The organism is Pseudoalteromonas sp. H103 (assembly GCF_001469205.1).
GTDB lineage: Bacteria > Pseudomonadota > Gammaproteobacteria > Enterobacterales > Alteromonadaceae > Pseudoalteromonas > Pseudoalteromonas carrageenovora.
The window spans coordinates 78,936-103,151 of record NZ_LOFG01000002.1; the positions used below are offsets into that span (position 1 = coordinate 78,936).

Annotated in this window: 20 protein-coding genes; 4 read left to right on the forward strand and 16 right to left on the reverse strand. The window is 38.0% G+C overall.

The annotated features are described in order from the left end of the window. Nucleotides 1–2: 2 nt before the first annotated feature. Genes mshL through ATS74_RS03625 form a run of 5 tightly spaced genes read right to left on the reverse strand, consistent with a single transcriptional unit; the run spans nt 3 to nt 4,154 of the window. Complete coding sequence (gene mshL / locus ATS74_RS03605) at nt 3–1,661, reverse strand: pilus (MSHA type) biogenesis protein MshL (RefSeq protein WP_058547586.1); 1,659 nt, start codon at nt 1,659–1,661, stop codon at nt 3–5. Next, complete coding sequence (locus ATS74_RS03610) at nt 1,645–1,971, reverse strand: hypothetical protein (RefSeq protein ID WP_058547587.1); 327 nt, start codon at nt 1,969–1,971, stop codon at nt 1,645–1,647. The genes mshL and ATS74_RS03610 overlap by 17 nt, the downstream gene beginning before the upstream one ends. After that, complete coding sequence (locus tag ATS74_RS03615) at nt 1,949–2,638, reverse strand: hypothetical protein (RefSeq protein WP_058547588.1); 690 nt, start codon at nt 2,636–2,638, stop codon at nt 1,949–1,951. Before ATS74_RS03615 ends, ATS74_RS03610 begins: the two co-directional genes overlap by 23 nt. Beyond that, the gene (locus ATS74_RS03620; RefSeq protein WP_235591989.1) at nt 2,635–3,234 is read right to left on the reverse strand and encodes a PilN domain-containing protein; all 600 of its coding nucleotides are present in this window, start codon (nt 3,232–3,234) and stop codon (nt 2,635–2,637) included. Before ATS74_RS03620 ends, ATS74_RS03615 begins: the two co-directional genes overlap by 4 nt. Then, nucleotides 3,231–4,154 (reverse strand): hypothetical protein, encoded by a 924-nt coding sequence (locus ATS74_RS03625; RefSeq protein ID WP_058547590.1) that lies wholly within the window; start codon nt 4,152–4,154, stop codon nt 3,231–3,233. Before ATS74_RS03625 ends, ATS74_RS03620 begins: the two co-directional genes overlap by 4 nt. Nucleotides 4,155–4,230: 76 nt before the next feature. Here ATS74_RS03625 and ATS74_RS03630 point away from each other — a divergent pair, with 76 nt between their 5' ends. Beyond that, complete coding sequence (locus ATS74_RS03630) at nt 4,231–5,139, forward strand: 1-aminocyclopropane-1-carboxylate deaminase/D-cysteine desulfhydrase (RefSeq protein ID WP_058547591.1); 909 nt, start codon at nt 4,231–4,233, stop codon at nt 5,137–5,139. Nucleotides 5,140–5,159: 20 nt separating this feature from the next. Here the strand turns inward: ATS74_RS03630 and ATS74_RS03635 are convergent, their stop codons facing one another. The 7 genes from ATS74_RS03635 to ATS74_RS03665 form a co-directional block, all read right to left on the reverse strand. Next, a complete protein-coding gene (locus ATS74_RS03635; RefSeq protein WP_058547673.1) occupies nt 5,160–6,848 on the reverse strand; it encodes an EAL domain-containing protein in 1,689 nt (562 codons plus the stop codon). A 501-nt stretch (nt 6,849–7,349) separates the two neighbouring features. Next, nucleotides 7,350–7,580, reverse strand: a complete 231-nt coding sequence (locus ATS74_RS20215) for an ArsC/Spx/MgsR family protein (RefSeq protein ID WP_438269811.1) — start codon at nt 7,578–7,580, stop codon at nt 7,350–7,352. A gap of 184 nt (nt 7,581–7,764) precedes the next feature. Next, nucleotides 7,765–8,781 (reverse strand): ACR3 family arsenite efflux transporter, encoded by a 1,017-nt coding sequence (arsB, locus tag ATS74_RS03645; RefSeq protein ID WP_058547592.1) that lies wholly within the window; start codon nt 8,779–8,781, stop codon nt 7,765–7,767. A gap of 9 nt (nt 8,782–8,790) precedes the next feature. Then, nucleotides 8,791–9,507 (reverse strand): arsenical resistance protein ArsH, encoded by a 717-nt coding sequence (gene arsH, locus ATS74_RS03650; RefSeq protein WP_058547593.1) that lies wholly within the window; start codon nt 9,505–9,507, stop codon nt 8,791–8,793. A gap of 174 nt (nt 9,508–9,681) precedes the next feature. Beyond that, nucleotides 9,682–12,402, reverse strand: a complete 2,721-nt coding sequence (locus ATS74_RS03655) for a response regulator (RefSeq protein ID WP_058547594.1) — start codon at nt 12,400–12,402, stop codon at nt 9,682–9,684. A gap of 268 nt (nt 12,403–12,670) precedes the next feature. Beyond that, a complete protein-coding gene (gene ssb / locus ATS74_RS03660; RefSeq protein ID WP_058547595.1) occupies nt 12,671–13,375 on the reverse strand; it encodes a single-stranded DNA-binding protein in 705 nt (234 codons plus the stop codon). A gap of 20 nt (nt 13,376–13,395) precedes the next feature. Continuing rightward, nucleotides 13,396–14,763, reverse strand: a complete 1,368-nt coding sequence (locus ATS74_RS03665) for an MFS transporter (protein ID WP_058547596.1) — start codon at nt 14,761–14,763, stop codon at nt 13,396–13,398. A gap of 163 nt (nt 14,764–14,926) precedes the next feature. On the opposite strand from ATS74_RS03665, the gene uvrA reads away from it, so the two are divergent. Further along, complete coding sequence (gene uvrA, locus ATS74_RS03670) at nt 14,927–17,746, forward strand: excinuclease ABC subunit UvrA (protein ID WP_058547597.1); 2,820 nt, start codon at nt 14,927–14,929, stop codon at nt 17,744–17,746. A gap of 76 nt (nt 17,747–17,822) precedes the next feature. Here uvrA and ATS74_RS03675 read toward each other — a convergent pair whose 3' ends face one another. Further along, the gene (locus ATS74_RS03675) at nt 17,823–19,967 is read right to left on the reverse strand and encodes a winged helix-turn-helix domain-containing protein (protein ID WP_058547598.1); all 2,145 of its coding nucleotides are present in this window, start codon (nt 19,965–19,967) and stop codon (nt 17,823–17,825) included. Nucleotides 19,968–20,247: 280 nt separating this feature from the next. Between ATS74_RS03675 and ATS74_RS03680 the strand changes: the two genes are divergently transcribed. Then, complete coding sequence (locus ATS74_RS03680; RefSeq protein WP_058547599.1) at nt 20,248–20,613, forward strand: hypothetical protein; 366 nt, start codon at nt 20,248–20,250, stop codon at nt 20,611–20,613. Nucleotides 20,614–20,649: 36 nt separating this feature from the next. Further along, on the forward strand, nt 20,650–21,570 hold the full coding sequence (locus tag ATS74_RS03685) for a TraB/GumN family protein (protein ID WP_058547600.1): 921 nt from the start codon (nt 20,650–20,652) through the stop codon (nt 21,568–21,570). A 122-nt stretch (nt 21,571–21,692) separates the two neighbouring features. Here the strand turns inward: ATS74_RS03685 and trpS are convergent, their stop codons facing one another. From trpS to rpe, 3 genes are read right to left on the reverse strand one after another with little or no spacing between them, the layout of a single operon-like run. After that, nucleotides 21,693–22,697 carry a tryptophan--tRNA ligase gene (trpS, locus tag ATS74_RS03690; protein WP_058547601.1) on the reverse strand — a complete coding sequence of 335 codons (1,005 nt, stop codon included), beginning with the start codon at nt 22,695–22,697 and terminating at the stop codon, nt 21,693–21,695. A gap of 33 nt (nt 22,698–22,730) precedes the next feature. Continuing rightward, on the reverse strand, nt 22,731–23,396 hold the full coding sequence (locus ATS74_RS03695) for a phosphoglycolate phosphatase (protein ID WP_058547602.1): 666 nt from the start codon (nt 23,394–23,396) through the stop codon (nt 22,731–22,733). Further along, entirely contained in the window at nt 23,396–24,079 is a 684-nt protein-coding gene (gene rpe / locus ATS74_RS03700; protein ID WP_058547603.1) for a ribulose-phosphate 3-epimerase, read from the reverse strand. The genes ATS74_RS03695 and rpe overlap by 1 nt, the downstream gene beginning before the upstream one ends. Between the last annotated feature and the right edge of the window lie 137 nt (nt 24,080–24,216).

Below are 24,216 nucleotides of genomic sequence, written 5' to 3' on the forward strand. Positions count from 1 at the left end.
GATTAGTTTTCATACCATGTTTTTAAAAGCTGACGGCTTTCGCCTTGTTGTTTTTTCCAGGTGTCTGGCATAACAACTGTCGGCTTTATTAAAATAATAAGTTCTTTTTTCTCTTGGCGTTTACGAATACTTTTAAACAAATTGCCAAACATAGGGATATCACCAAGTACTGGTGTTTTTGATTCCTCGTCTTCTGTTGAGGTTTGCATTAACCCACCAATAACAACTATTTCTCCGCTTTGTGCGCGGATCACCGTATCTGACTCTCTTATGTTACTTTGCGCTAGCGGCAACTCGAAGCGCTGATCGTCTAAGGTTATTACTTTTAGTTGCTCCTCGGTCTCTGTAACCGAAGGATGAACATGTAAAATAACCGACCCATATTTATCAATTTGCGGAGTTACATCTAATGCAATCCCTGAAAAAAACGGTGTTAAGTCAATTTCTGGAGACGTCGTAGTCGATGTGCCGGTAACGGTAGTACTCGATACATTGGTAACAAAGTACTCGTCTTGGCCAACCTTAATGACGGCTTTTTGATTATTTGTCGCGGTCACCCGCGGGTTAGAAAGCATTTGCACATCACCTTGCGTTTCAAGCAAGTTAATTACCCCGTTAAAATCACCTTTTTGAATCGTTAATGATGATGCCCCGCCAATTGCAGCAGAAATACTATTACTTATTGTTGAGCCAGCAGTTGTAGCAAACGAAATACCGCCTTCTAAACCACTAGATATACGCTCCCAATTAACACCTTGCTGGTATTCATCTTTTAGCGTTACTTCAATAATTTTTGCCTCTAAAATAACTTGTCGCTGGAGGTTTTCTTGGCTTTGATTCAAAAACTCTTTTAACTGGCTTATTTCACTCGGTAATGCATTAACCGTAACCAAGCTTGCTTGTGGGCTTGCAATAACATAACGCCCATCGCTTGCACCAATTAATGATTTAAGCGCAACTTCAAGCTCTTTCCAAAAGTCGTTTTGGTTAATAGTTTGAATACGCGAGCCATTTAACTCTAAATTTTGATTACTGCTGCCAAATTCACTATTTTGCTGATTACTACTATTAGAATTTGAACTCCCCGAATTATTACCATCTTGCCCAAACTGGCTCACTCCACCGGCAACAACACTCACGGTAGATTGACCATGGCGCTGCATCATTAAATAATTGACGGGTATAGTTTCTGTACGCATTTCAGCTGGAAGTACTTGAACAATTCGTCCTTCATTAACAATATCAAGCGGGTACATACGCTTAATGACAGCAATAACTTCGTTAAAGGTCACACTTTTTAAGTTTAAGCTAATAGTGCCACTAACCTTAGGATGCACAGCAACACTAAAAGGAGTTCCATCCGTTAACCCTGCAAAAAAAGCACCTACCTCTACATCATTTGCAGCAACATCAAAACGTTTAATAGCGAGTTCATCACTTATGGTTTGCTCATTATTAATTGAAGAGAGCAAACTTTGAGTAAGCTCACTGGGCATTTGTAACGGTGCAATCTCTTTTGTTTTAGCTGGAGCTTGCGCTAGTTCTTGCTCTATATGAGGTTTAATTTCTTTACCTGGTTTAAAGCTATGGCACGCTGTTAAAAGCGTAGGAATTAATAAAAGAGCAAGCCACGGGCCAGATAAGTTATTTTTTAATTTCATAATCATATAATTCTAATTTTATTTGCTTATCGTTATTTGCTAACACAACTTGCTTTGAGCTAATGCTTAGCACCCGAAAATCATCAACAACATCATTAACTTGGTAAATTCGGCCAGAAATAATAGCCTTAAATGTAGCGCTGCTTTTAATAATAGTTTGTAATTTAAGCTCACTACTTTGAGTATTGCTATTGAGGCTAGTTAGAAATTTAGTAGGTTGAGTAGGATCGCGTAATTGCGCAAATGCATTGGGTGTAATTGCACAAATAATCACTAAACTACAAAAACTATAACGCAATAAATTTTTCATTCGCGCTCACCGTAGCTATTTGTAAAGTAAGTTCAGCTTGTGGGTACGTTTGCACCTGATAACTAAACTCTTGAATTAGTAATTTATCTTGGCTACTTTTCAGCGCTGATAGGTATTTTTGCAAATTAAAGTAACTCCCCTTTAGAGTCACTACCATTTGATGTTCAAAAAACAATGTTTGAGTATCATGCTCCCCTAACTTTTCTACATCAATTGCTCGTGCTGGCTTTACATTAAAACTACTCACACTCACATCGCTACTATCAATTAGTAAATCTTTTAAAACAGCAGGTACATTTTTAGCGGCAACAAATCCCTGACTAAAGCTATTAAGTTGATTATTTATTTCATCTATTTCATTTCTAGTTTTCGCTATTTGTTCTCTTAAAACCTTAGTGTAGTCGTGATTAAGAGCTTGGTTTAGCATCGAAAGCTGCGCATTAATTTGCTGCCACTCTTGTAACACTGCGTTTTGCTCACTACGGATATTGGCAACTTCGTCTTGCTTAGGAAAAACAACAAACCAAAGTCCCAAATAAATCACTACAAATAAACCTACAAATAATGTGGAGTATTTTTCGCGTTTTTGAAGCGATGCAAACTGCGCTTGATACTTAACCCACATTGGCCAGCCCTTTTTGTCCTGGCTGTTTAATTCTTGGTTCATGGATTTACGCCCTCATCTGCAAGGTCGCTTGCTACACTAAAAACACTCACTCCATCTTGTGTTGACAACTCTAGTACAGAAAATTCTTTACCTACAAAAAAAGGAGACTGCTTTAAATTATTAAACCAAATAGGTAAAAACTTTGACTGTGTTGCTTGACCTTCAAAGGTCACTTTTTGTCCTGCAAACTTAATATGTGTAAGCCAAATATTAGGTTCATGATACTTCGCTAAATCTTCCATTACTTGTGCGTAGTCGGCCGTTGATTGATCTGAACTTTGCTCTAAATAACTAAAAATTTGCTTCTTGTGTAGAATTTCTTGTTGAAGAGTTTTTAGCTCATTTATAAACACTGTTTTATTTTGTTTATCTGCAAGCTGCTGCTTTATATGCTCTAGCTGCGCTTTGCCTTGTTTAACGTATTGCCTATTTTGTTGTAAATCGAGCTGACTGTTATGGGCTTTATAGCTATAAAAAGCCCATGTGATTACAACAATTAATAAAGCCCCAAACCAAAGCGTAAGCATGCCAGATAAAGGTACAGGATCTCGCCTTACTCTTAGTGATTTTTGATAAAAATTAATCCTAATTTTCATAATACTGACCCAGGGTCGGTCAACTGATAAGCCGCGCCTAAAGCATAGTAAAAATTAGGCTCTAAATGCTTCGAAAGCTCAATAGTAGGCACAAAATCAACCACTTTAACTTGTAAAAATTCAGCAAGCCCCGCTCTGAGCGCTAATGACGATAAATCGTCACATTGCAGCTGAATACTACGTATTGGAGGTTGCTTTAACTGGCTTTCAAAAAAGTCCATAGAGCGCTGTATCTCAAGCCCTAATGCTTCTACTAGTACTTGATTTTGATCTTTATCTGAAATACCTAAAAAACCATTTAGTCGCCTAGCAAGTAATAATTGCCCATCGCGGATGATCAAAATTCGTGGTTCATGCCCTAAATGCTGCACAATAAGCATATGAGCTTCTTTATGGGATCCAAATAAAGTAACTAAAATCATTTCTTCAGAAGTCATTGCGCGTAACACGGACTTGGTATGTTCAAAACTATCTATAAAAGGGAGTAGCTGAAGTTTATTAGTAATAAACACATTCATTTTGCTACTTTGCATAGGTAATGTAATCGGGTAATCGATAAAATCAGCAACGATATTTTCAGGGGCTATATCAACAAGGTCTTTAGTCGTCCACGGTAATGATTGAATAATTTCCTCATCACTTAGGTTTGGCTTATCCATTTGCACTATTTGGTAAAAATAATGGGGTATAACCAAATTTACGCCACATACATCTGTAGATACTTCATTTATACAAGCCACCATTGCAGTGGTATAATCTGTTTGCTCAGATACATTTACGCTATGTGAGCTGTGAATAACCCATTCGCTGTGATTTTTTTTCAGGCAGACTGCGTTTACAGTATCTGCATAAGCTGCAACACCAATAGCTGTATTACGATCTAAACTACGATTTAACCATGAAAACAGCTTTTCTTTCATATAGCTACTATTGTTAATTAGATATAAAATAAGTGTCGTACACATATTTTATTTTGCAAATTAAAAACAAATAAAAATGCCTAAACCATTCGAAATAAATGAAAATAACTATATTCAACAGATAAACAGTCCGTTTCTAAAAAAGAGAAACATTTATTTAGGTGTTAAACGCGATGATTTGCTGCACCCGCTAATAAGTGGCAATAAATGGCGAAAATTAAAATATAATTTAGCCCATATGCGTAAACTCAATAAAACAGAATTACTTACTTTTGGCGGTGCTTTTTCAAATCATATTCATGCCTGTGCTGCTGCCACAAAAGAATTTAATATTAAAACCCACGCAATTATTCGCGGCCCAGAACTTGACGATAATAACCCAACAATTCAATTTGCTAAGCAATGCGGTATGCAGCTTCATGTTGTTAACCGGATGGAGTATAGGCTGCGCCAAGATGAGCAATACATAGCAAAGCTACAAGCTCGATTTCCTAATGCTTTTATACTTCCCGAAGGGGGTACTAACGAACACGCATTATTAGGGTGTAAAGAATTAGTAGACAGCTTACCTGCACATGATTACTTAATTTGCCCCACAGGGAGTGGTGGCACACTTGCGGGGTTAATTGAGGGGAGCAAGCTAAGCACACAAGTCATTGGCATAGCTGTATTAAAACAAGCCGAATACTTAGTTAATGATATAAAAAAACTTAGTAATAAGGCCAAAAATCAAAATAATTGGCAGTTGCTAACAGACCATCATGATGGTGGGTATGGTAAGTTTTCATCAGAGCTTTGGGCATTTTGTCAAAATATGGAACATACCTACAACCTCCCGCTAGAACCAATCTACAGCGGAAAGATGATGTATGCGCTGTGGCAACTTATTGAGCAAGATTACTTTGCTCCAGGAAGTAAAATAATTGCTGTGCATACAGGCGGGTTACAAGGATTAAATGGCCTAAAATACAGAGGGTTAATTTAACCTTATAATATAAACACGTCTTAGTGAAATACTGCTTGCGTAAACTCTTGCAGGGGCTCTGAAAAATAAAACCCTTGGGCTCCCACAACGCCTAGCTTTGCGAGCATAAATAACTCTTTTTGAGTTTCTACACCCACTGCAAATACGGGTAAATTTAAATAGCGAGCAGACTCTACTATTTTTGTTATTTGTTTTTGGTTATGCGTTTTTTCATTTAATAAATGCACCAACTCATACGACAATTTAATTGCACAAACTTCGCTATGCTCCACTAATGCAGCTATTTTTTCGCTACTTTGCACATTATCAATCACAAGCTGTGAGTTGCTTTGTCTAATTATATTTAATGGCTTTGCCATCGAATCTCTATGGGCAAAAAAATCAGCTTCACTTATCTCAAATTGTAATTTTGCGTTTAACTTTAACTCAGCAAGCTGACTGGGTAACCACTCCCAAAATTCATTATTAAACCAATTATTAGGATGCAAATTAATACTCACGGTTAACGCCGATGCCTCACTTAAAATTAGTTTTTTAACTTGGCCTATTACCGCTTTATCTAATATTAAAGCGTCCTGATTACTATAAACCTGATTAATAAAATAACGTGCAGCTAACAGGCCATGTTGGCTATGGCGAACTCTCATAAGCGCTTCATGCTGTAATATATCGCCAGTGGAGAGCTCAAAAAGAGGCTGAAAAAATAATATAAATTTATTCTTTTTCACATTTTCAATAACTTGCTCACTAGAGAGTAGTTTTTCTTGGCTGTGATTTAAAGGAAGGCGATGGTAATGCTGCAACAAACTACTTTGAGATAATGTGAGTGCCGATTTTGCCAACTGATAAACTGTAATTTGGTCTGCACCTATACGGTAATTACACGATCCTACTTTAATGTTTTTACGGGTAATTGTTTTTTGATGATTACGACAAAGCAAAAATACAGTTTTATGAAGTTTTTCAACGTAGCGATCTAACTGCGTAACAGGTACATTTTGTAATGTAACAGCTAAATAATGAGAGTTTAGTAATTCAACCGATACACTTTTAAGCTCGGTAAAGTTTTTAATAATCGCAACTTTAAAGCTGGCTTCTTTATCTGTATTTTTGTCAAAGTTACAGGTGCATTCAATGAGTATAAATAAACTATGAGACGCTAAGCTCACCCCATATAAAGAACTTAATTCACAGCTTTTTACTTGCTTAGTTACCCCTACTTCTTTGTGTTTTGGTTTAATAAGTTTAGGTGATTTTATTAAAGCCTTTTGCACGGCCTTTTTCGGTGCCTCTTTTAATAAGCTCCACCAACAATAAAACCAACAAGCAGCGCCTATAATAACTAAGTTTAATAAAACAAATAAGTAGCCTTGCTTTACCCAAGTTGAGTAATGATAAAAGCTTAAACTTAATGTTTTATAAGTAAATACGTCATGCTCAACGCTTACCAAATGCTTAAAATGCTCTGCTGGCACTTGAGGCTTAAGCATAAACCCTTCACTTTTTACCAGTGCTGCTAGCACTTCATTATTTATAGAGGGTGCTAAATTTAAATAATATATTTGTTTAACTAATTGCTGCCCAGATGTATGAATTTTTTTATGCAAAGCGTCATTTAATACAAAATTAAAACTAACAAGCACAAGCCCTATAAAAGCAAAATAAATTACTTTGAACTGTTTTAAATGCCAAATATTGCTGTGTTGCATTGCGCACTCACTCGTTAAATTATTAACTAAAGTGTTGTTCAAGATCCGCATAAGCACAAGGCTCTAAACCAAGTTTAAACGTTTATCGCAGGCGCTAAACAAAAAGCCCCGTATAAACGAGGCCTTATAAAATTTGTAGATTTCTCTGTATATTCTTTTGTGCTTAATAGCTCTGGTGCCTACTGCAGATAAATTAAATCTCTTAAACAAAGTTTAAGTTAGGGTCTGTTGATCTTTTGAGATTAAATTTTCAGCAGTCTGTTTGGTATTTAGGCAAGGCAGAGCCTATGTAGTGTGGTTATGTCCCCATAAGTGGGCGATAACGTAGCATTAATGCCAAACAGGCGCTGCCCAAAGGGTTCTTCCTAGGGGCTATTTACTCTTTGTTGCTCGGTTTTTACTTAGTCCACTAGGTTACAAACCTCGCGCCGCGATTAAATAGCCTTTAATTTGAACAAATTTTAATCCGCAAAGATCAACAGACCCTAGTTAGAAATATAATTAAGCGGTAGTTATTACCCTTTCCCCATCCTCTTTATAAAACTCACCCTCTGGCCATTTTTCAAGTAAATCTAAAACAGTTTCACTTGGCCTACATAATTTTACGCCTTTTTCACTACAAACAGTCGGACGATTAACTAATATTGGATACTCAAGCATCGCTTCTAAAATAGTTTCTTCAGTCACATCTTCGCTTAATAAACCTAACTCTTGTGCTGGCGATTTGCTCACTCTAAGCGCCGTTTTAGGTGTTAAATTTGTAGCTGCAAATAAAGCCAGTAATTGCGCTTTAGTCCCCCCCCTCTTTTAGGTACTCAATAACCGTTGGGGTATAACCTGCAGCTTTAATAATATTCAGTACATTTCGAGAGGTACCACAATCAGGATTATGATGAATAACAACCATAGTGTTCTCCTAGTTAAACCAGTGACGCGTTTTATTAGCAAAGTACACTAAGCTAAGCATTACAGGCACTTCAACAAGCACTCCAACTACGGTTGCTAGAGCAGCGCCTGAGTGCAAACCAAATAACGAGATAGCAACCGCAACAGCTAGCTCAAAAAAGTTAGAGGTGGCAATCATGCATGCCGGCGCCGCAACGTTATGAGCTAGCCCCATTTTTTTAGCTGCAATATAAGCTATAGCAAAAATACCGTAAGTCTGAATTAACAGCGGAATTGCAATAAGGACAATTGCTTCTGGGTTATCTATTAATGTTTGTGATTGGAAACCAAACAACAGCGCTACCGTTGCGAGCAAACCAATAATAGAATAAGGTTTCATTACCTTTAAAAAGTGATTTAAACGCGTATGGTCATCTTCTTTATCAAGCTTTTTACGAGTAATAGCACCTGCCACCAGGGGAATAAGTACATACAACACCACCGATAATAACAACGTGTCCCACGGTACAGTAATATCGGTTACACCAAGTAATAGCCCTGCAATTGGTGCAAAGGCAAAGATCATAATGATATCGTTGATTGATACCTGTACTAAGGTGTAATTAGCATCGCCTTTTGTTAGTTGGCTCCACACAAAAACCATCGCGGTACACGGTGCTACACCTAGTAAGATCATGCCAGCTATATATTCGGTGGCCGTTTGTGGGTCAACAAAATCGGCAAAAATACCTTTAAAAAATAACCAACCTAATAGCGCCATAGTAAATGGCTTTATAAGCCAATTAATAACAATAGTGAGCACTAACCCTTTTGGCTTTTTACCTACATCTTTAATTGATGAAAAATCAATTTGCACCATCATTGGGTAAATCATCAACCAAATAAGTACTGCTATAACAATATTTACATGTGCATATTCAAAACCAGCAATTAAGCTAAATGCATCTGGCATGATAGAGCCAGCTACAATCCCAACAGCAATAGCTAAGGCCACCCACACTGAAAGATAACGTTCAAATAATCCCATTTTATACTCCTAAATAGAACGCTGGTTAACGCGCTCACTAAGTTTTTCTGCAGATTCAACACGTTCAGAATAACGATCAACAAAGTAATCTTTTTGATCTCGTAGTATTAAAGTAAACTTCATCAACTCCTCCATCACATCAACAATGCGATTGTAATAAGCAGACGGTTTCATTCGCCCACTCTCTTCAAATTCTAAAAATGCTTTTGGTACAGATGACTGATTAGGTATGGTAATCATACGCATCCAACGCCCTAAAATACGTAACTGATTAACCACATTAAACGATTGTGACCCACCACATACCTGTAATACGGCGAGTGTTTTACCTTGCGTTGGTCTTACGCCACCAAGACTTAAAGGCACCCAATCTATTTGATTTTTAAATATGCTCGTCATTGAGCCATGGCGCTCAGGCGAGCACCACACTTGCCCCTCAGACCACAACATTAAATCTCGCAGCTCTTGCACTTTAGGGTTAGATTCATCTTCACTATCAGTAGGTGGAAGACCCTCAGGATTAAAAATTTTAACCTCAGCACCAAAATGCGTTAGCAAACACGCACATTCTTCTATTACTAACTTGCTATAAGAGCGCGCTCTTAACGATCCATACAGCAGTAATATTTTTGGTTTATGAACAGAGAAGTTCTGCGCAAAGTGCTCACTAGCTGGGATATGACTTTGTGTTAAGTCTAAATTCGGTAACTTATTTTCTGATGACATGGCACACTTCTTAAATTTAATAGCTGCCTAGTAGCAACACTTAAACATATGGAAAAACGAATATATGAAATTTCATATGTAAAAACTTGTGAGTCAAACACTATTTTTATAAATTTTGATTTAGGTTTTTCAGATAGATTTAAGTAGAGGAGTTTTATGAGGTAAATAAACGAATTACTGCTTTAAGCAACGGATTATAGTTTCTCGTAATTGCTGCGCTTTTATAGGTTTAGCAACATGTGCGTTCATGCCAATAGATAAATAGCGGGTAATATCCTCTTTCATAACGTTAGCCGTTAAAGCAATTATTGGCATATTAGCAACCGCTTTATTATTATCACTACGAATTATTTTACTCGCTTCAACGCCATCCATTATAGGCATATGAATATCCATTAAAATAATATCAAACGACTCTAAATCCTCAGTTTCAATACACTCTAAGCCATTACTAACTAAACTAACCTGCGAACCACTTGCTTGTAGTATCTCTGTTACTATTAGCTTGTTTATAGAGTTATCTTCCACAACTAATATTTTTATACCTGCTAACGATTTTTCACTTGATGGACTTATTAACTTAGCTGAGCCTACAACCTTACTTTGTATTGCCTCGAATAGAATGCTCGTCAGTACCGGTTTATGCAGAATAGTATTAATGTCTATTTTTGCCGCTATTTCATTAATTGAATTTTCCTGACTAGCAGTAAGTACAATAATATTGTTACAAAGTAGAGGGTTAATATTATAAATTCGCGTTAAAAAGGTTTCGCTACTCATTGTAGGCATTTCCCAATCTACAATAATTGCCTTAAATTTATCTTTATTATCTTTAATTTTATTAATTGCATCGCTCGCATCAGAACACAGTGTACATCCTAGCCCCATAGCAATGAGCTCGTTGCTTATTAGCTTAAGATCGCCTTCATTATCATCAATAAGTAATATATCAAATGTATCAATAAAGGCGAGTTGTGGGCTATCTTCAATTAGTGCCCGCTCGTTCAGTTTAACTTTAATAACAGCGGTAAATTCGCTACCTACATTTTCTGTGCTTTTTACAGAAATACTTCCGCCCATTGACTGGCATAACCGTTTGCTAATAGCTAAACCTAAACCTGTGCCGCCAAATTTTCGTGTGGTCGAGCTGTCAGCCTGGGTGAAAGATTTAAATAAATTAGGAAGATTATTCTCATTTATACCAATACCGGAGTCCTTAACAGTAAAGCGCAGGTAAATACCTTTCGGATCGTATGAGTCAGCCTCAGACTCTATTAAAACCGAAACACCGCCTTTAGCTGTAAATTTAATCGCGTTAGAGCACAAATTTATCAGCACTTGGTTTATTCTTACCACATCACCGATTAAATCAAAGCTAACACTTTCAGCAAGAACAACATCAAATGATATGCCCTTACTGTGAGCCTTAGTTTCAAACGTTGTATTGATATAATCTACTATGGCGTTAACTGAAAATGGAAATTCTTCGAGGTTAATATTGCCCGACTCAATTTTAGAAAAATCTAAAATATCGTTTATCACCACAAGAAGCTGATCTGAAGAATATTTAATTTTATCCAAATAATGCTGATATTTTGCGGGTAAGTCTTTATTTAATAGAATATTAGTTAACCCTATAATGCCACTCATTGGTGTTCTGATCTCATGGCTCATATTGGCTAAAAACTCAGACTTAGCGTATGTAAGCTGCTCAGCATCTTCTTTAGCCTGTAATAACTCTTCAGTGCGCTGCATAACGCGAGATTCTAGCTTTTGCTTCTCTGCATCAAGCGCCTTTAAAAGTTGTATACGACGCTGATTTAAAAACAATACAAATACTAAAAATGCGCTAAGCATAAAAATGATAAAAGCAGCAGTGTAAATCAGGGTTTTATTTTGCTCAAAATAGGTAGGCTTATAATAAGAAATTACAGACTTCTCAGGCAAACTTTGTGTCGCAATATTATATTTTTTTAATTGGCGCCAATCATAGCCATATACACTTAGCCCCTCACCATTAATACTCGGTAATACTTTATTTTTACTGTAAAAAATTATTGATTCGGCAATACGCCTGCCTATTTTATCTCCCGATAAAACATATCCACCAACAACACCTGAGCCTAAAAGTACTTCCCAATAGCTAAAAACAGGTGCTGTGCTTTTTTGCGTTAATAGCTCAACAAGTTGATATGGACTAAGCGATTTATTTTTATAACGTCTAAAAATGGGCGTAAACAAAATAATAGAGTCTGAAGGTGCATTTTGTACTTTTAATAGTAATTTATCGAGCGGTAGATCGAACCACTGCTCCACATTTAAATAAGAAAAATCACGATTAATAACCGGGAATAATCCACGATAAAAACTCATACCAATTGCATTTTTTGTATCTAAAACAACAATCAGCTTTTTAGGCTTCATTAAATTTACAGCATTTGCGGTTGCTTGCTTATAATCTAATTTTGCCTGTATTACAGCACCGTTAGTGGTTAGAGGAAGAGAAAACTGAGCGCCCGGCTCTAAATATATTCTAGGAACATTGGTAAAAAAATCATTTAGTTGCAATACCAATTCAGCAGCAGAGGGTGATTGAGTAACAATAATATCTATATGTTTATTTTTATATTTTTGTTTAAGATATTCCTCCATTAACTGTTTTTGGTTCACTTCATCAAAGCGTCCTATATCCATATTTTCTACAAAAAGCTCATAGTCTACAATACGTTGTGATAACTCAGCTCTCAGTCCAGACTCAACACTTTTGTGCCATGGCATTGTTTGATTTGTTGAATTTATAAATAAAATATTCGTCGTTTTAGGGAGAGGCTGTGCACTTAGTGCTGTGCTAACAAATTGAAAAACAAGAAATAAAAATAGAATATTAGTTTTCATGTTTCTCGTAGAGTAATAGATACAAAGTCTTACAAGAGTATGTGTTAAGTATTTAGAAATCAATTAAATTAGATGTAAATAAAAACTTTTAATTAACATTAAAGTTAATTTATACAGTTTTACTGCTCAAAAGGATAATTAGACGCAACAATTGGATAATTCAACATATAAAAAACCCAGCACAGATGCTGGGTTTTATTTAAATCAACTGAAATGATTTTCGATCTAGTTTTCAAGTGTATTTTTACACTTTTTGACTAGACGGAAACTAGAACGGAATATCGTCATCAAAATCTATAGTTGGTTCCATTGGGTTTGATGCGCCGCCTTGTGGGGCATTTTGCGGCTTAGGTGCAAAACCACCTTGCTGCTGTGGTGCGCTATTTTGCCCAGGAGCAAAACCGCTATTTGGCTGCTGATATTGGTTATTTTGCTGTGGTGCAGGCGCTGCTGCAGCTGGACGCTGTGCTGGCGCAGCTTGTTGCTGTGGTGCGTATCCACCTTGCTGGCTGTTTTGACCTTGGTTGTTTTGACCATAGCCACCGCCTTGCTGATTATTTTGGTAACCGCCACCTTGTTGGCCGCCTTGATTACCTTGATAGCCACCACCTTGCTGATCGCCACCGCGAGCGCCTAGCATTTGCATTTGACCTGTAAAGCCATCAACAACAATTTCAGTTGTGTATTTTTCTTGGCCTTGCTGATCAGTCCATTTACGTGTTTGAAGTTTACCTTCTACGTAAATTTGTGAACCTTTACGGCAGTATTCACCAACAATTTCAGCTAGTTTGCCAAAAAATACTACACGGTGCCATTCAGTTTTATCAACCATTTGGCCAGTGTTTTTATCTTTATAGCTGTCTGACGTTGCTAAGGTAATATTTGCTACACCATTGCCATTAGGCATGTAACGAACTTCAGGATCTTGTCCTAAATTACCAACCAAAATTACTTTGTTCACACCGCGTGCCATGGAACCATCTCCTATAAACGTTAGATTAAACCAGCTACTTTACGTGCTTGGTCTAGGTCAAATTCTTTATCATTAATCTTTAAATAGCTGCGGCTTTCGTCGCGTACTACTGTTGCTTCTATTACGCCAGGTAAAGCAACTAGCTGAGAAGCAAGTGCTTGGGCTTGCTCTTCAGAACTTAAATTGGTCATTAAACTAATAACTTTACTTTTCGGTGGGACTTGCATTTTCCACGCAATAATAAGCCATATTAACCCAACAAGTGCCGCTGCCGCAAACACAGCTTGCGTACTTGTTGTTTGTGCTACGTAGCCACCTAAAATACCACCTAAAAAAGCCCCTAAAAACTGGCTAGACGAATACCCGCCCATCGCCGAACCTTTTTGGCTAGCTGGGGCAATTCGCGATACAAGCGCAGGCATAGTGGCTTCTAAAAAATTAAAAGCTACAAAATAAAGCAACATACAAATGGCAATACCGACCACACTATTTACCCAAATAGACATAGCAAGCATACTAATAGAAAGCAGGGCTACTGAGCCAATAAACGCTTGTTTTTCTTTTTCTTTTTTAATGGCAACAATCATAATTGGGACCATTAAAATAAACGCTAATAGCAGTACCGGAATATATAAATACCAGTGGTGATTTGCCACTAAGCCATCTTTTATTAGCTGACTCGGCAGTACCACAAAAATAGTAGTTAGCGTTAAATGTAGCAGCAACACACCTGCATTTAAACGCGATAACTGTGGATGCTTAATAAGTTTTTTAATGTCGCTAAAGCTTGCCAAAGTATCACCTTTGGGGGCTTTATTTACGGCATTGGGCACTAAAAATAAAATAATACCAATACCAAACACAGCGAGTATTGCTGTTAACCAGAATACGCCTGCCACACCCCACGACGCTGCAACAATTGGGCCTAATAACATCGCAAAGGCAAAGCTCATGCCTATGCTCATACCAATCACAGCCATTACTTTAGGGCGTTGTTCGTCGCGGCTTAAGTCGCTGGCAAAAGCAAGTAATGCACTGGCTATTGCTCCCATACCTTGCAGCGCTCGGCCAACAGTAACCATTTGAATAGATTCGGCAAGTGCAGCAATAACAGAACCCAGCGCAAACACAACTAAGCCACCAACAATTACTTTTTTACGGCCAATTTTATCAGACAAACGCCCCATAGGTATTTGCAGTACTGCTTGGGTTAAACCATAAGCGCCAATTGCAAAACCTATCCACATAGGCGAAAAACCATCAAGCGATTGGCCATAAATAGCCAATACAGGCATCAGCATAAACAAGCCGAGCATTCTAAATGCAAACACACTCGCCAGCGATACAGCGGCGCGTTTTTCTCGTGAATTAAGTGAAGATGCGGTCATTATCTGCGTAATCTTACGATATGAAAAATTTAGGGTGGGATTCTACCACAAGCTTAGCAATAATTAATCGCCTATAAGTAAGGATTTTTTCGTTGATCATTGATTAATAATGTTTCGTATTATGCGATACTGAGCAAATAATTTTGGTAATAAACGAGATAGCATGGAAAACATTGAAGTCCGAGGCGCCCGTACGCACAATTTAAAAGACATCAGCCTAACCATCCCACGTGATAAATTAATTGTTATCACTGGCCTATCTGGTTCGGGAAAGTCATCACTGGCATTTGATACTTTGTATGCAGAGGGACAGCGTCGTTATGTTGAGTCACTTTCTGCCTACGCAAGGCAATTTTTATCGTTAATGGAAAAGCCTGACGTTGATCATATTGAAGGCCTCTCTCCCGCCATTTCTATTGAGCAAAAATCAACATCGCACAATCCTCGCTCAACAGTAGGTACCATTACCGAAATATACGATTACTTGCGTTTAATGTTTGCCCGCGTGGGCGAGCCACGATGCCCAACCCACGACTTACCACTTGCAGCACAAACAATTAGCCAAATGGTAGATACCGTTTTGGCACTGCCAGAGGGCACTAAGCTGATGCTTTTAGCCCCTGTGGTTAAAGATCGTAAAGGTGAGCACGTTAAACTGCTTGAGCAGCTTGCAAGCCAAGGCTATATTCGCGCCCGTATAGATGGTGAAGTATGCGACTTATCCGATCCGCCAACGCTTGAGCTTCACAAAAAGCATACTATTGAAGTGGTTGTTGACCGCTTTAAAGTAAAAGACGGCCAGCAGCAGCGTTTAGCAGAGTCATTTGAAACCGCACTTGAGATGTCTGGCGGTGTGGCAAATGTAGCCTACATGGACGACAGCAGCATTGAAGAAATGCTGTTTTCAGCCAACTTTGCCTGCCCTACCTGTGGCTATGCAATGACTGAATTAGAGCCGCGCTTATTTTCGTTTAATAACCCTGCCGGCGCGTGTCAAAGCTGTGACGGTTTAGGTGTTCGCCAATATTTTGATCCTAACCGCGTAGTACATAACCCTGAGCTAAGCTTGGCCGGTGGTGCAATAAAAGGGTGGGATAAACGCAGCTTTTATTACTTTCAAATGCTTCAAGCGGTAGCCGAGCATTATAAATTTGATTTAGATGTACCATTTGAAAAGCTGGCTAAAGAATCTCAAAAAATTATTTTAGAGGGCTCAGGGCAAACTAAAATTGCTTTTAATTACCGTAATGACAGAGGCGATTTAATAACACGCAACCACGAGTTTGAAGGCGTGTTAAACAACATGAACCGTCGCTATCGCGAAACTGAGTCGAATTCGGTGCGTGAAGAGCTCGCTAAATATCAAACTAGCCAAGCATGCCCTAGTTGTCATGGCTCACGTTTACGCCAAGAAGCACGTCACGTATTTATAGGTCAAACAAACCTGCCTGCTATTACTACCATGAGCATTGGTGAAGCGATGGACTTTTTTGAAGGCTTATCACTTACGGGTCAAAAAGCCCAAATAGCTGAAAAAATCCTAAAAGAAATTCGCGACCGTTTATCGTTTTTAATTAATGTTGGCCTTAATTACTTATCACTTGAGCGCAGTGCCGATACCCTCTCTGGTGGTGAAGCGCAGCGTATTCGTTTAGCCAGCCAGATTGGTGCGGGCCTTGTAGGTGTAATGTACGTACTGGATGAGCCATCAATTGGTTTACACCAGCGCGATAACGACCGTTTATTACAAACATTGGTGCATTTACGCGACTTAGGTAACACCGTTATTGTTGTTGAGCATGATGAAGACGCGATTCGCGCAGCCGATCATATTATTGATATTGGCCCAGGTGCGGGTGTGCACGGCGGCCATATTATTGCACAAGGTACACGTGACGATATTTTAGCCACTAAAGACTCTGTAACTGGCCAGTTTTTATCAGGCGTGCGCAAAATAGAAGTGCCAAAAGAGCGTAACCCAACCGGCGATAAATGGCTTGAGCTATTTGGCGCAACAGGGAACAACCTTAAAAATGTGGATTTAAAAATTCCGTTTGGTTTAATGACGTGTATTACCGGTGTATCTGGCTCTGGTAAATCAACACTCATTAACGATACATTATTTAAACTTGCGCATACTGAATTAAACGGCGCAACCACTGCAGAAGCCGCGCCGTATAAATCAATTAGTGGCCTTGATCATTTTGATAAAGTAATTGATATTGACCAAAGCCCAATTGGTCGCACACCGCGTTCAAACCCTGCGACGTATACCGGTATTTTTACGGGCATTCGTGAGTTATTTGCCGGAACACAAGAATCACGTTCTCGCGGGTACAAAGTAGGTCGCTTTAGCTTTAACGTTAAAGGTGGACGCTGTGAAGCCTGCCAAGGTGATGGCGTAATTAAGGTAGAAATGCACTTTTTACCTGATGTATATGTACCGTGTGATGTATGTAAAGGGCAACGCTATAACCGTGAAACCCTAGAAGTACAATACAAAGGTAAAAATATTCATCAAGTACTCGAAATGACCGTTGAAGACGCGCACGACTACTTTGATAAAATACCTGCAATAGCGCGTAAACTTAAAACGCTAATGGACGTTGGTTTATCGTATGTGCGTTTAGGGCAAGCCGCTACTACGCTCTCTGGTGGTGAAGCTCAGCGTGTAAAACTGGCTCGTGAGCTTTCTAAACGCGATACAGGTAAAACACTGTACATACTTGACGAGCCAACAACCGGCCTTCACTTTGCCGATATTGAACAGCTGCTTGTTGTATTACATCGCCTGCGCGATCATGGTAATACCATCGTAGTTATTGAGCATAACTTAGATGTGGTTAAAACCGCAGACTGGGTGGTCGATTTAGGCCCTGAAGGGGGCGCTGGAGGCGGTGAAATACTCATTGCAGGCACGCCTGAAGAAGTAGCCGAATGTGAGCGCTCGCACACAGGGCATTACCTAAAGCCATTGCTTTAATATAAATTATAAAAAGCACCAAGCAGTTTAACTGTTTGGTGCTTTTTTATGCATACTGCTTTGCCTTATTACCTCGCTATTCATCCCAACTCATTTGTACTATTTGCATGTCTTTATACTTAGACCCTGTAAACAATATTTCATTGTTTTCGCTCACCATAAAACCAATAGGTCGAAAGTCCACGTGTATATCTTGTATAGTTTGATCGTGTAAATTTAGTCTAGCGACTCTAGAAATAGAATCTGAATAATAGAAATAGTCTTTGCTAACTCCATACGCAACTGACTTTTTGGCGTTTTTAGGTAATTCCCAGCTTTGCCTATCTGAAAGGCGAATTAACTGATTATCATTGGTTACGTACCCGTTACCTTTACTGTCTGAAATGAGTTTATTAGCTTTTATACCTTCTATCACACGTGTATCGCGCGTTACTAAATTAAATTCTGCCAATATATTTTTTGAACCAAGTCGCTTAACATAAATAATGCTGTCGTTATTTTTTGACCAAATATAGCTTACTATTTTATGCTTATTAAATTCTTCAAATGGATAAAATTTTTGAGCGTTTACGTCATAAAGTGAAAAACCTTTGTTTTTCATGAATATCATGCGTTGCTTATTAGGAGAAGCTCTTAGTCCTCCTAATACAAAAGTTGATGAGCCATCATCGTAATTAAAAAAGCTAAGTTGCTTTGTAAGACCATTTTGAGAAAGCCACAATTGACTGCTGCCAGAACGCTCTGATACAAAAACATGGGCTGTCCCTTCCTTATTAATTATTTCAGCAATGTTGTATTCGTCTTTATCACTTTTATAAAGTGCTTCATACTCAGGGTTATCACCAAAAGGGTCTGTAGCTTTAATAAGCGAGTATGCCTGTGTCATTTTTTCCGAGTAAAATAGGCTGTTATCAGAGTGAACCGCTATATAATAAGGGGTTATTTTTGGGGTTACTGTTAGCGTGTGTTTAACAATGTTTTTTTCATCAAACATAATGCTAGAAAGCTCAGAGCCCTCAAATACTATTATGCCTTTATCATCTGGAAGCCAGTCAAACGCAAAGCTGATTACGCTTTTCTTTGCTTTAAATAATCGCTTGGTTTCATGGGTCTCAAAGTTGTAGCTAAATACAGAAAAAGGCTTACCTTTTTGACTAAGTATATACGCTATTTTATCACCAGATTGGGATAAACGCGGCATGATTACGCCATACATTACCCCTGGTGGTGGGATCACTATGAATTCTTTTTTAAGTTCTAAATCGAATTTATATAAACCTGAACCCTCATGCTCATTTTTATACTCGGTGTAATAAATATGCTCTCCACTTTCGTCTACTTGCGCATAACCTGTGTATCTAAGATCACACTCTTTAATTGAGGTGGCCTCTCCTATAACAGGAAACTGGCTTAAATCAACGAGTACCATTTCGCACTTTTGCAGCTTTAAATTGGTAGCTTGTAATAATACCGAGTGCTGATTTAACTGCCACGATAAAATGGATACCTGAAAGCCAGGATAAGTAATTTCAACTTCCCTTTGATCAGATAGTCGTTTTACAAATGCATGCATTACGTCATTTTCTGGCTCTACATTCGTGTAAGCTAAAAACTGTTTATCGGAGGATAATTCAGGGTGAACCTCACTGCCTATATTCCATGTACTTGCCACCTTATTTGCCGTTATCTGTTTAACCTTATCTTTAGAAGGAGCGCTAACAGACAGCCATATTAGCCATGCAAAAAGACATAAACATACAACGGCTAATAAAGAATAAAAGATGGGCTTTTTTAAACTGCTTTTTTTAAAAGATTGAGTGGAGGTTGCTTCTACAGCACCCTCATTTTTTGAACTTAAAACAGGTGGCTCATTCAATACTTGTGAGGAGGTATCAGCATCGTTAACTTGCGATATACGCTCTGGAATAACCGTTAGGCTATAACCCTTTCGGTAATGCGTTTTTAAAAGTGGTGCTTTTTCGATTGGATGAGCAAGCTGCTTTCTTAGCTCTGAAATTGCACGGTTAATCGCGTTATCGTCAACAAAGCTTTGCTGCCACACACATTCTATGAGCGTTTGGCGAGAAACTATTTGTTGTGGGTTACTTATAAAATGCAGTAAGAGCTTAACTAGGAGTGGATCTAATTCCCTTTCTAAGTTGTTTGAAGTAATCACACATCGATTACTAATAAATTGCCAAGGTCCGATTTGATAATTCATAGTCTTTAGATATTTTTATTTTTTAAAACACTACCACATGCACCTTATATTTTATAGTACCTATATTGAAACATTATAATGCCAATATAAGGTTTAAGGTTAACTCTTTAATTTAAAATGATTTTATTACAATAAAACCTTACTAATTAATTACTCACAACTAGATAAGCGACTCTTAACAAATTCAGTAATATTATTTAAACCGTCATCAACAAGCAGCTTCTAAAAATCATTTTTAATATTGGATTAGCTGCATTTTAAAATATAAAAAGGTTTAATTATGAATAATAAAATTAAAAAAGCTCTACCAACTCTACTATTAGTAACTACCTTTGGTGCAACTTCTGTAATTGCAGCTGAAAGTAATCAACACACAATTCAATTAAATACACAGCAGTGCATGATTGGCGAAAGTACAATATCATCTCAGTCTATTAACAATAAAGAGCAAAGTACAAACACAGTAGGTACCAGCAACTCTTTAAAAAGTAATATAGATACTCAAACCTTATTTTCTAAAATAGATGAAAGAATATCAGCTGATATCGACTCATCTATGAGCAAAATCAATTCGCAGATTGATAAAAGTCTGTCACAAGTAACGTCATCAATTACAGCCTATGTAAGTACCCTATTATCTAACTAAAAATAATGACTTAACCAATTACACTAAGGAATTGATATGAAAAGCTTCACAAAAAAAATAGTTTCAGCCAGTGTTTTACTTAGCTGCAGCCTTCTAGCTTCTGCGGCGCACGCTCAAAGCTCTGTATGGCAAGTAAGTAAAGGGAATGACTCATTATTTATTGGCGGTACTGTACACATTTTACCAAAGTCAGAAATGCCCCTACCTACAGAGTTTGGCCATGCCTATGCACAAGCAGATACTATTTTTTTAGAAGCACCAGCCCCTGATCCATCAGATGCAACGGCTCAAATACAAATGCTAAAGGCGCTATCATATTCAAATAACGAAAAATTGAGCCAAAAATTAGACCCCCAAGTTAAAGCTTCACTTGAGAATAAACTGAACGAATTTGGGGCTAACCTTACAAAATTAGATAGTTTTCGCCCTGCAATGGTTAGCATTGTTTTAATGTCGATGGAGCTACAAAAACAAAACTTATTAGGTGAAGGTGTTGATGCATACTTTGCTAAAAAAGCGACTAAAGATAATAAAACAAAAAGCTACTTAGAGACAATGGAGTTTCAACTAGAACTTTTCAAAGCCATGGGGCAAAACAACGAAAGTAATTTTATTAAATATAATTTAGCTCAACTCAATAACTACGGTGGTATATTTAAAAAACTCGTATCTGCATGGCGTGAAGGTGATACCAACACACTAAATCAAGTAGCCATAAAAGAAATGCAGAAAACCGATCCTAACTCCTATAAGCTACTGATCAGCGATAGAAATAATAACTGGCTACCAAAAGTAGAAGCGATGTTTGGCAACGATAAAAGCGAATTTATACTTGTCGGCGTGGCCCACCTGGCAGGCCAAGATAGTTTACTTACATTGCTTGAAAACCGAGGTTATACGGTTTCTTTATTAGAAGTTGATAACGTAGTAGCTGCAACTACGAAAGAGGCTGAATAATGGATAAAACAGATAAGTTAGCCATGTCACTGCTACTTTTCTTTGCATCTTTAATGCTGATAAGTGTTGTATAAAAAAATGCCGCTAAATATAGCGGCATTTTTACTTTAAACTAAATCAAATTATGTACGAGGAATAAACCCTAGCGCATCGTAAACTGATTTAAGGGTTTTTTCTGCACGTACACTGGCCTTTTCAGCACCTGATTTCATGATGCTATCAAGTAGATTTTGATCTTCTCTGATCTCTTTAAAACGTGCTTGGATTGGCTCAATCATATTTACTACCGCATCGGCAGTATCTTTTTTCAGGTGGCCGTACATTTTACCTTCAAACTCTGGCACTAAATCTTCAATTGAGCGCTTAGTGGCTACGCTTAATAAAGTAAGTAAGTTAGAAACACCTGGCTTTTCTGTACGATCGAAGTAAATACGTGCTTGCTCGTCTGAATCGGTTACTGCTTTTTTAAGCTTTTTCTCAATCTTTTTAGGTTCATCTAATAACATGATGTAACCATTTGGGTTTTCATCAGACTTAGACATCTTTTTAAGCGGATCTTGAAGGCTCATTACGCGTGCGCCAAATTCTGGAATATATGGCTCAGGTAATTTAAATACATCGCCGTACAAGTTATTAAAGCGAGTAGCTATATCTCGAGTTAACTCTAAGTGCTGCTTTTGATCGTCCCCTACTGGCACTTGATCAGCTTGATACAATAAAATATCGGCTGCTTGCAATACTGGGTACGAAAATAAACCTACGTTTACATTGTTAGCATGCTTAGATGATTTATCTTTAAACTGGGTCATGCGGTTAAGCTCGCCCATTTGTGCGTAACAGTTTAACACCCATGCTAGCTGTGCATGCTCTGGCACTTGTGATTGCACAAAAAGCGCAGACTTTTCAGGGTCAATACCGCATGCCGCATATAAAGCTATACCGTCTAGCACACGAGAGCGAAGCAACTCTGGCTCTTGGCGCACCGTAATAGCGTGTAAATCAACAAGCATAAAGAAACTTTCGTGGTCTTCCTGTAGCTTTAGCCACTGGTTAATAGCGCCAACATAGTTGCCTATTGTCATACCACCGGTTGGCTGAATGCCGCTTAAAACTACTGGTTTACTCATGATTTTCCTTTAGTGTTTAGTTAATTAAAAATTTTAACGCTGTGTAAGTGTTGGTATTATATCTAAGAAGTTATCGCATAGGTACTGTGGATTAAAATCGCTTAGCTTTTCGCCTTGGTTGTAGCCATAATTTAAAGCAATAACATCAATTTTAGCGGCATGTGCGGCGAGTATATCGCTTTTAGAGTCGCCAATCATAATAGCTTTGCTGGGTTCAACATTTAACTTATTACATGCAAATAACAGAGGCTCTGGTGATGGTTTTTTTGCCATATCGTCACCACATACAATTACTTCGAAATGGCTAGTAAGAGAAAGCTTATCCAGTAGTTTTTCGGTAAATATACGCGCTTTATTAGTGATCAATGCTTTTGGCATGCCGCGTAATGCACTAAGACCCGTTTCTACATGCTGGTACAGTACACTGTACTCGCCAACCTGTTGTTCATAATGTTGATAAAATAAAGTAATGGCTTTATTACTAAGTGCTTCATCAAGATGAACACTTATTTGCATATCACCACTAAGTGCACGCATTACTAATGTTTCAACGCCATTTCCTACCCAGCTCTCTACAAGGCTTTGGCTAACAATAGGAAAAGCTAAATCGCTAAGCGTTAAATTTATAGCTATGTATAAATCGTAAACGCTATCAACTAAGGTGCCATCAAGATCGAACAAAGCTACATCATACTTCATTACTTTACACTTCCTAGCTGCTCACGCATTTGATCGATCACTACTTTGTAATCAGGCTGATTAAAGATTGCAGAGCCAGCTACAAACATATCGGCTCCTGCCTCTGCCGCTGCTGCTATGTTATCAACCTTAATACCGCCATCTACTTCTAAACGAATATCACGGCCTGATTCAATAATACGTTGCTTAGCTTGTGCTAACTTTTCAAGCGTGTGAGGTATAAAGCTTTGCCCGCCAAAACCTGGGTTAACCGACATAAGCAATATTGTATCTAGTTTATCGATAACATGGTCGAGGTAACTTAAGCTAGTTGCAGGGTTAAATACTAAACCCGCTTTGCAGCCATGATCTTTTATTAACTGAATTGTGCGGTCAATATGCTCGCTAGCCTCTGGATGAAAAGTAATAATAGAAGCACCTGCCTCAGCAAATAAAGGGATTATGCTATCTACAGGCTTCACCATTAAATGCACATCAATTGGTGCGGTTACTCCGTAATCTCTGAGTGCTTTACATACCATAGGACCAATAGTGAGGTTAGGCACATAATGATTGTCCATTACATCAAAATGCACTACATCAGCACCTGCAGCGAGAACTTTATCTACATCCTCACCCAGTTTTGCAAAGTCAGCTGATAAAATTGAAGGCGCTATTAAGTATTTTTGTTCAGGGTTTAACATAGTAATCCGTCAATCAGTTAAGTATGGCCTTAATGTAACGTAATTGCTGACGTTTCCCAAGTAATACAAAGTAAATGACAAATCATTTTTAAGCTTTGTCGATAATATAAGTATTTATTAATAAAGGGTTTTAGCTA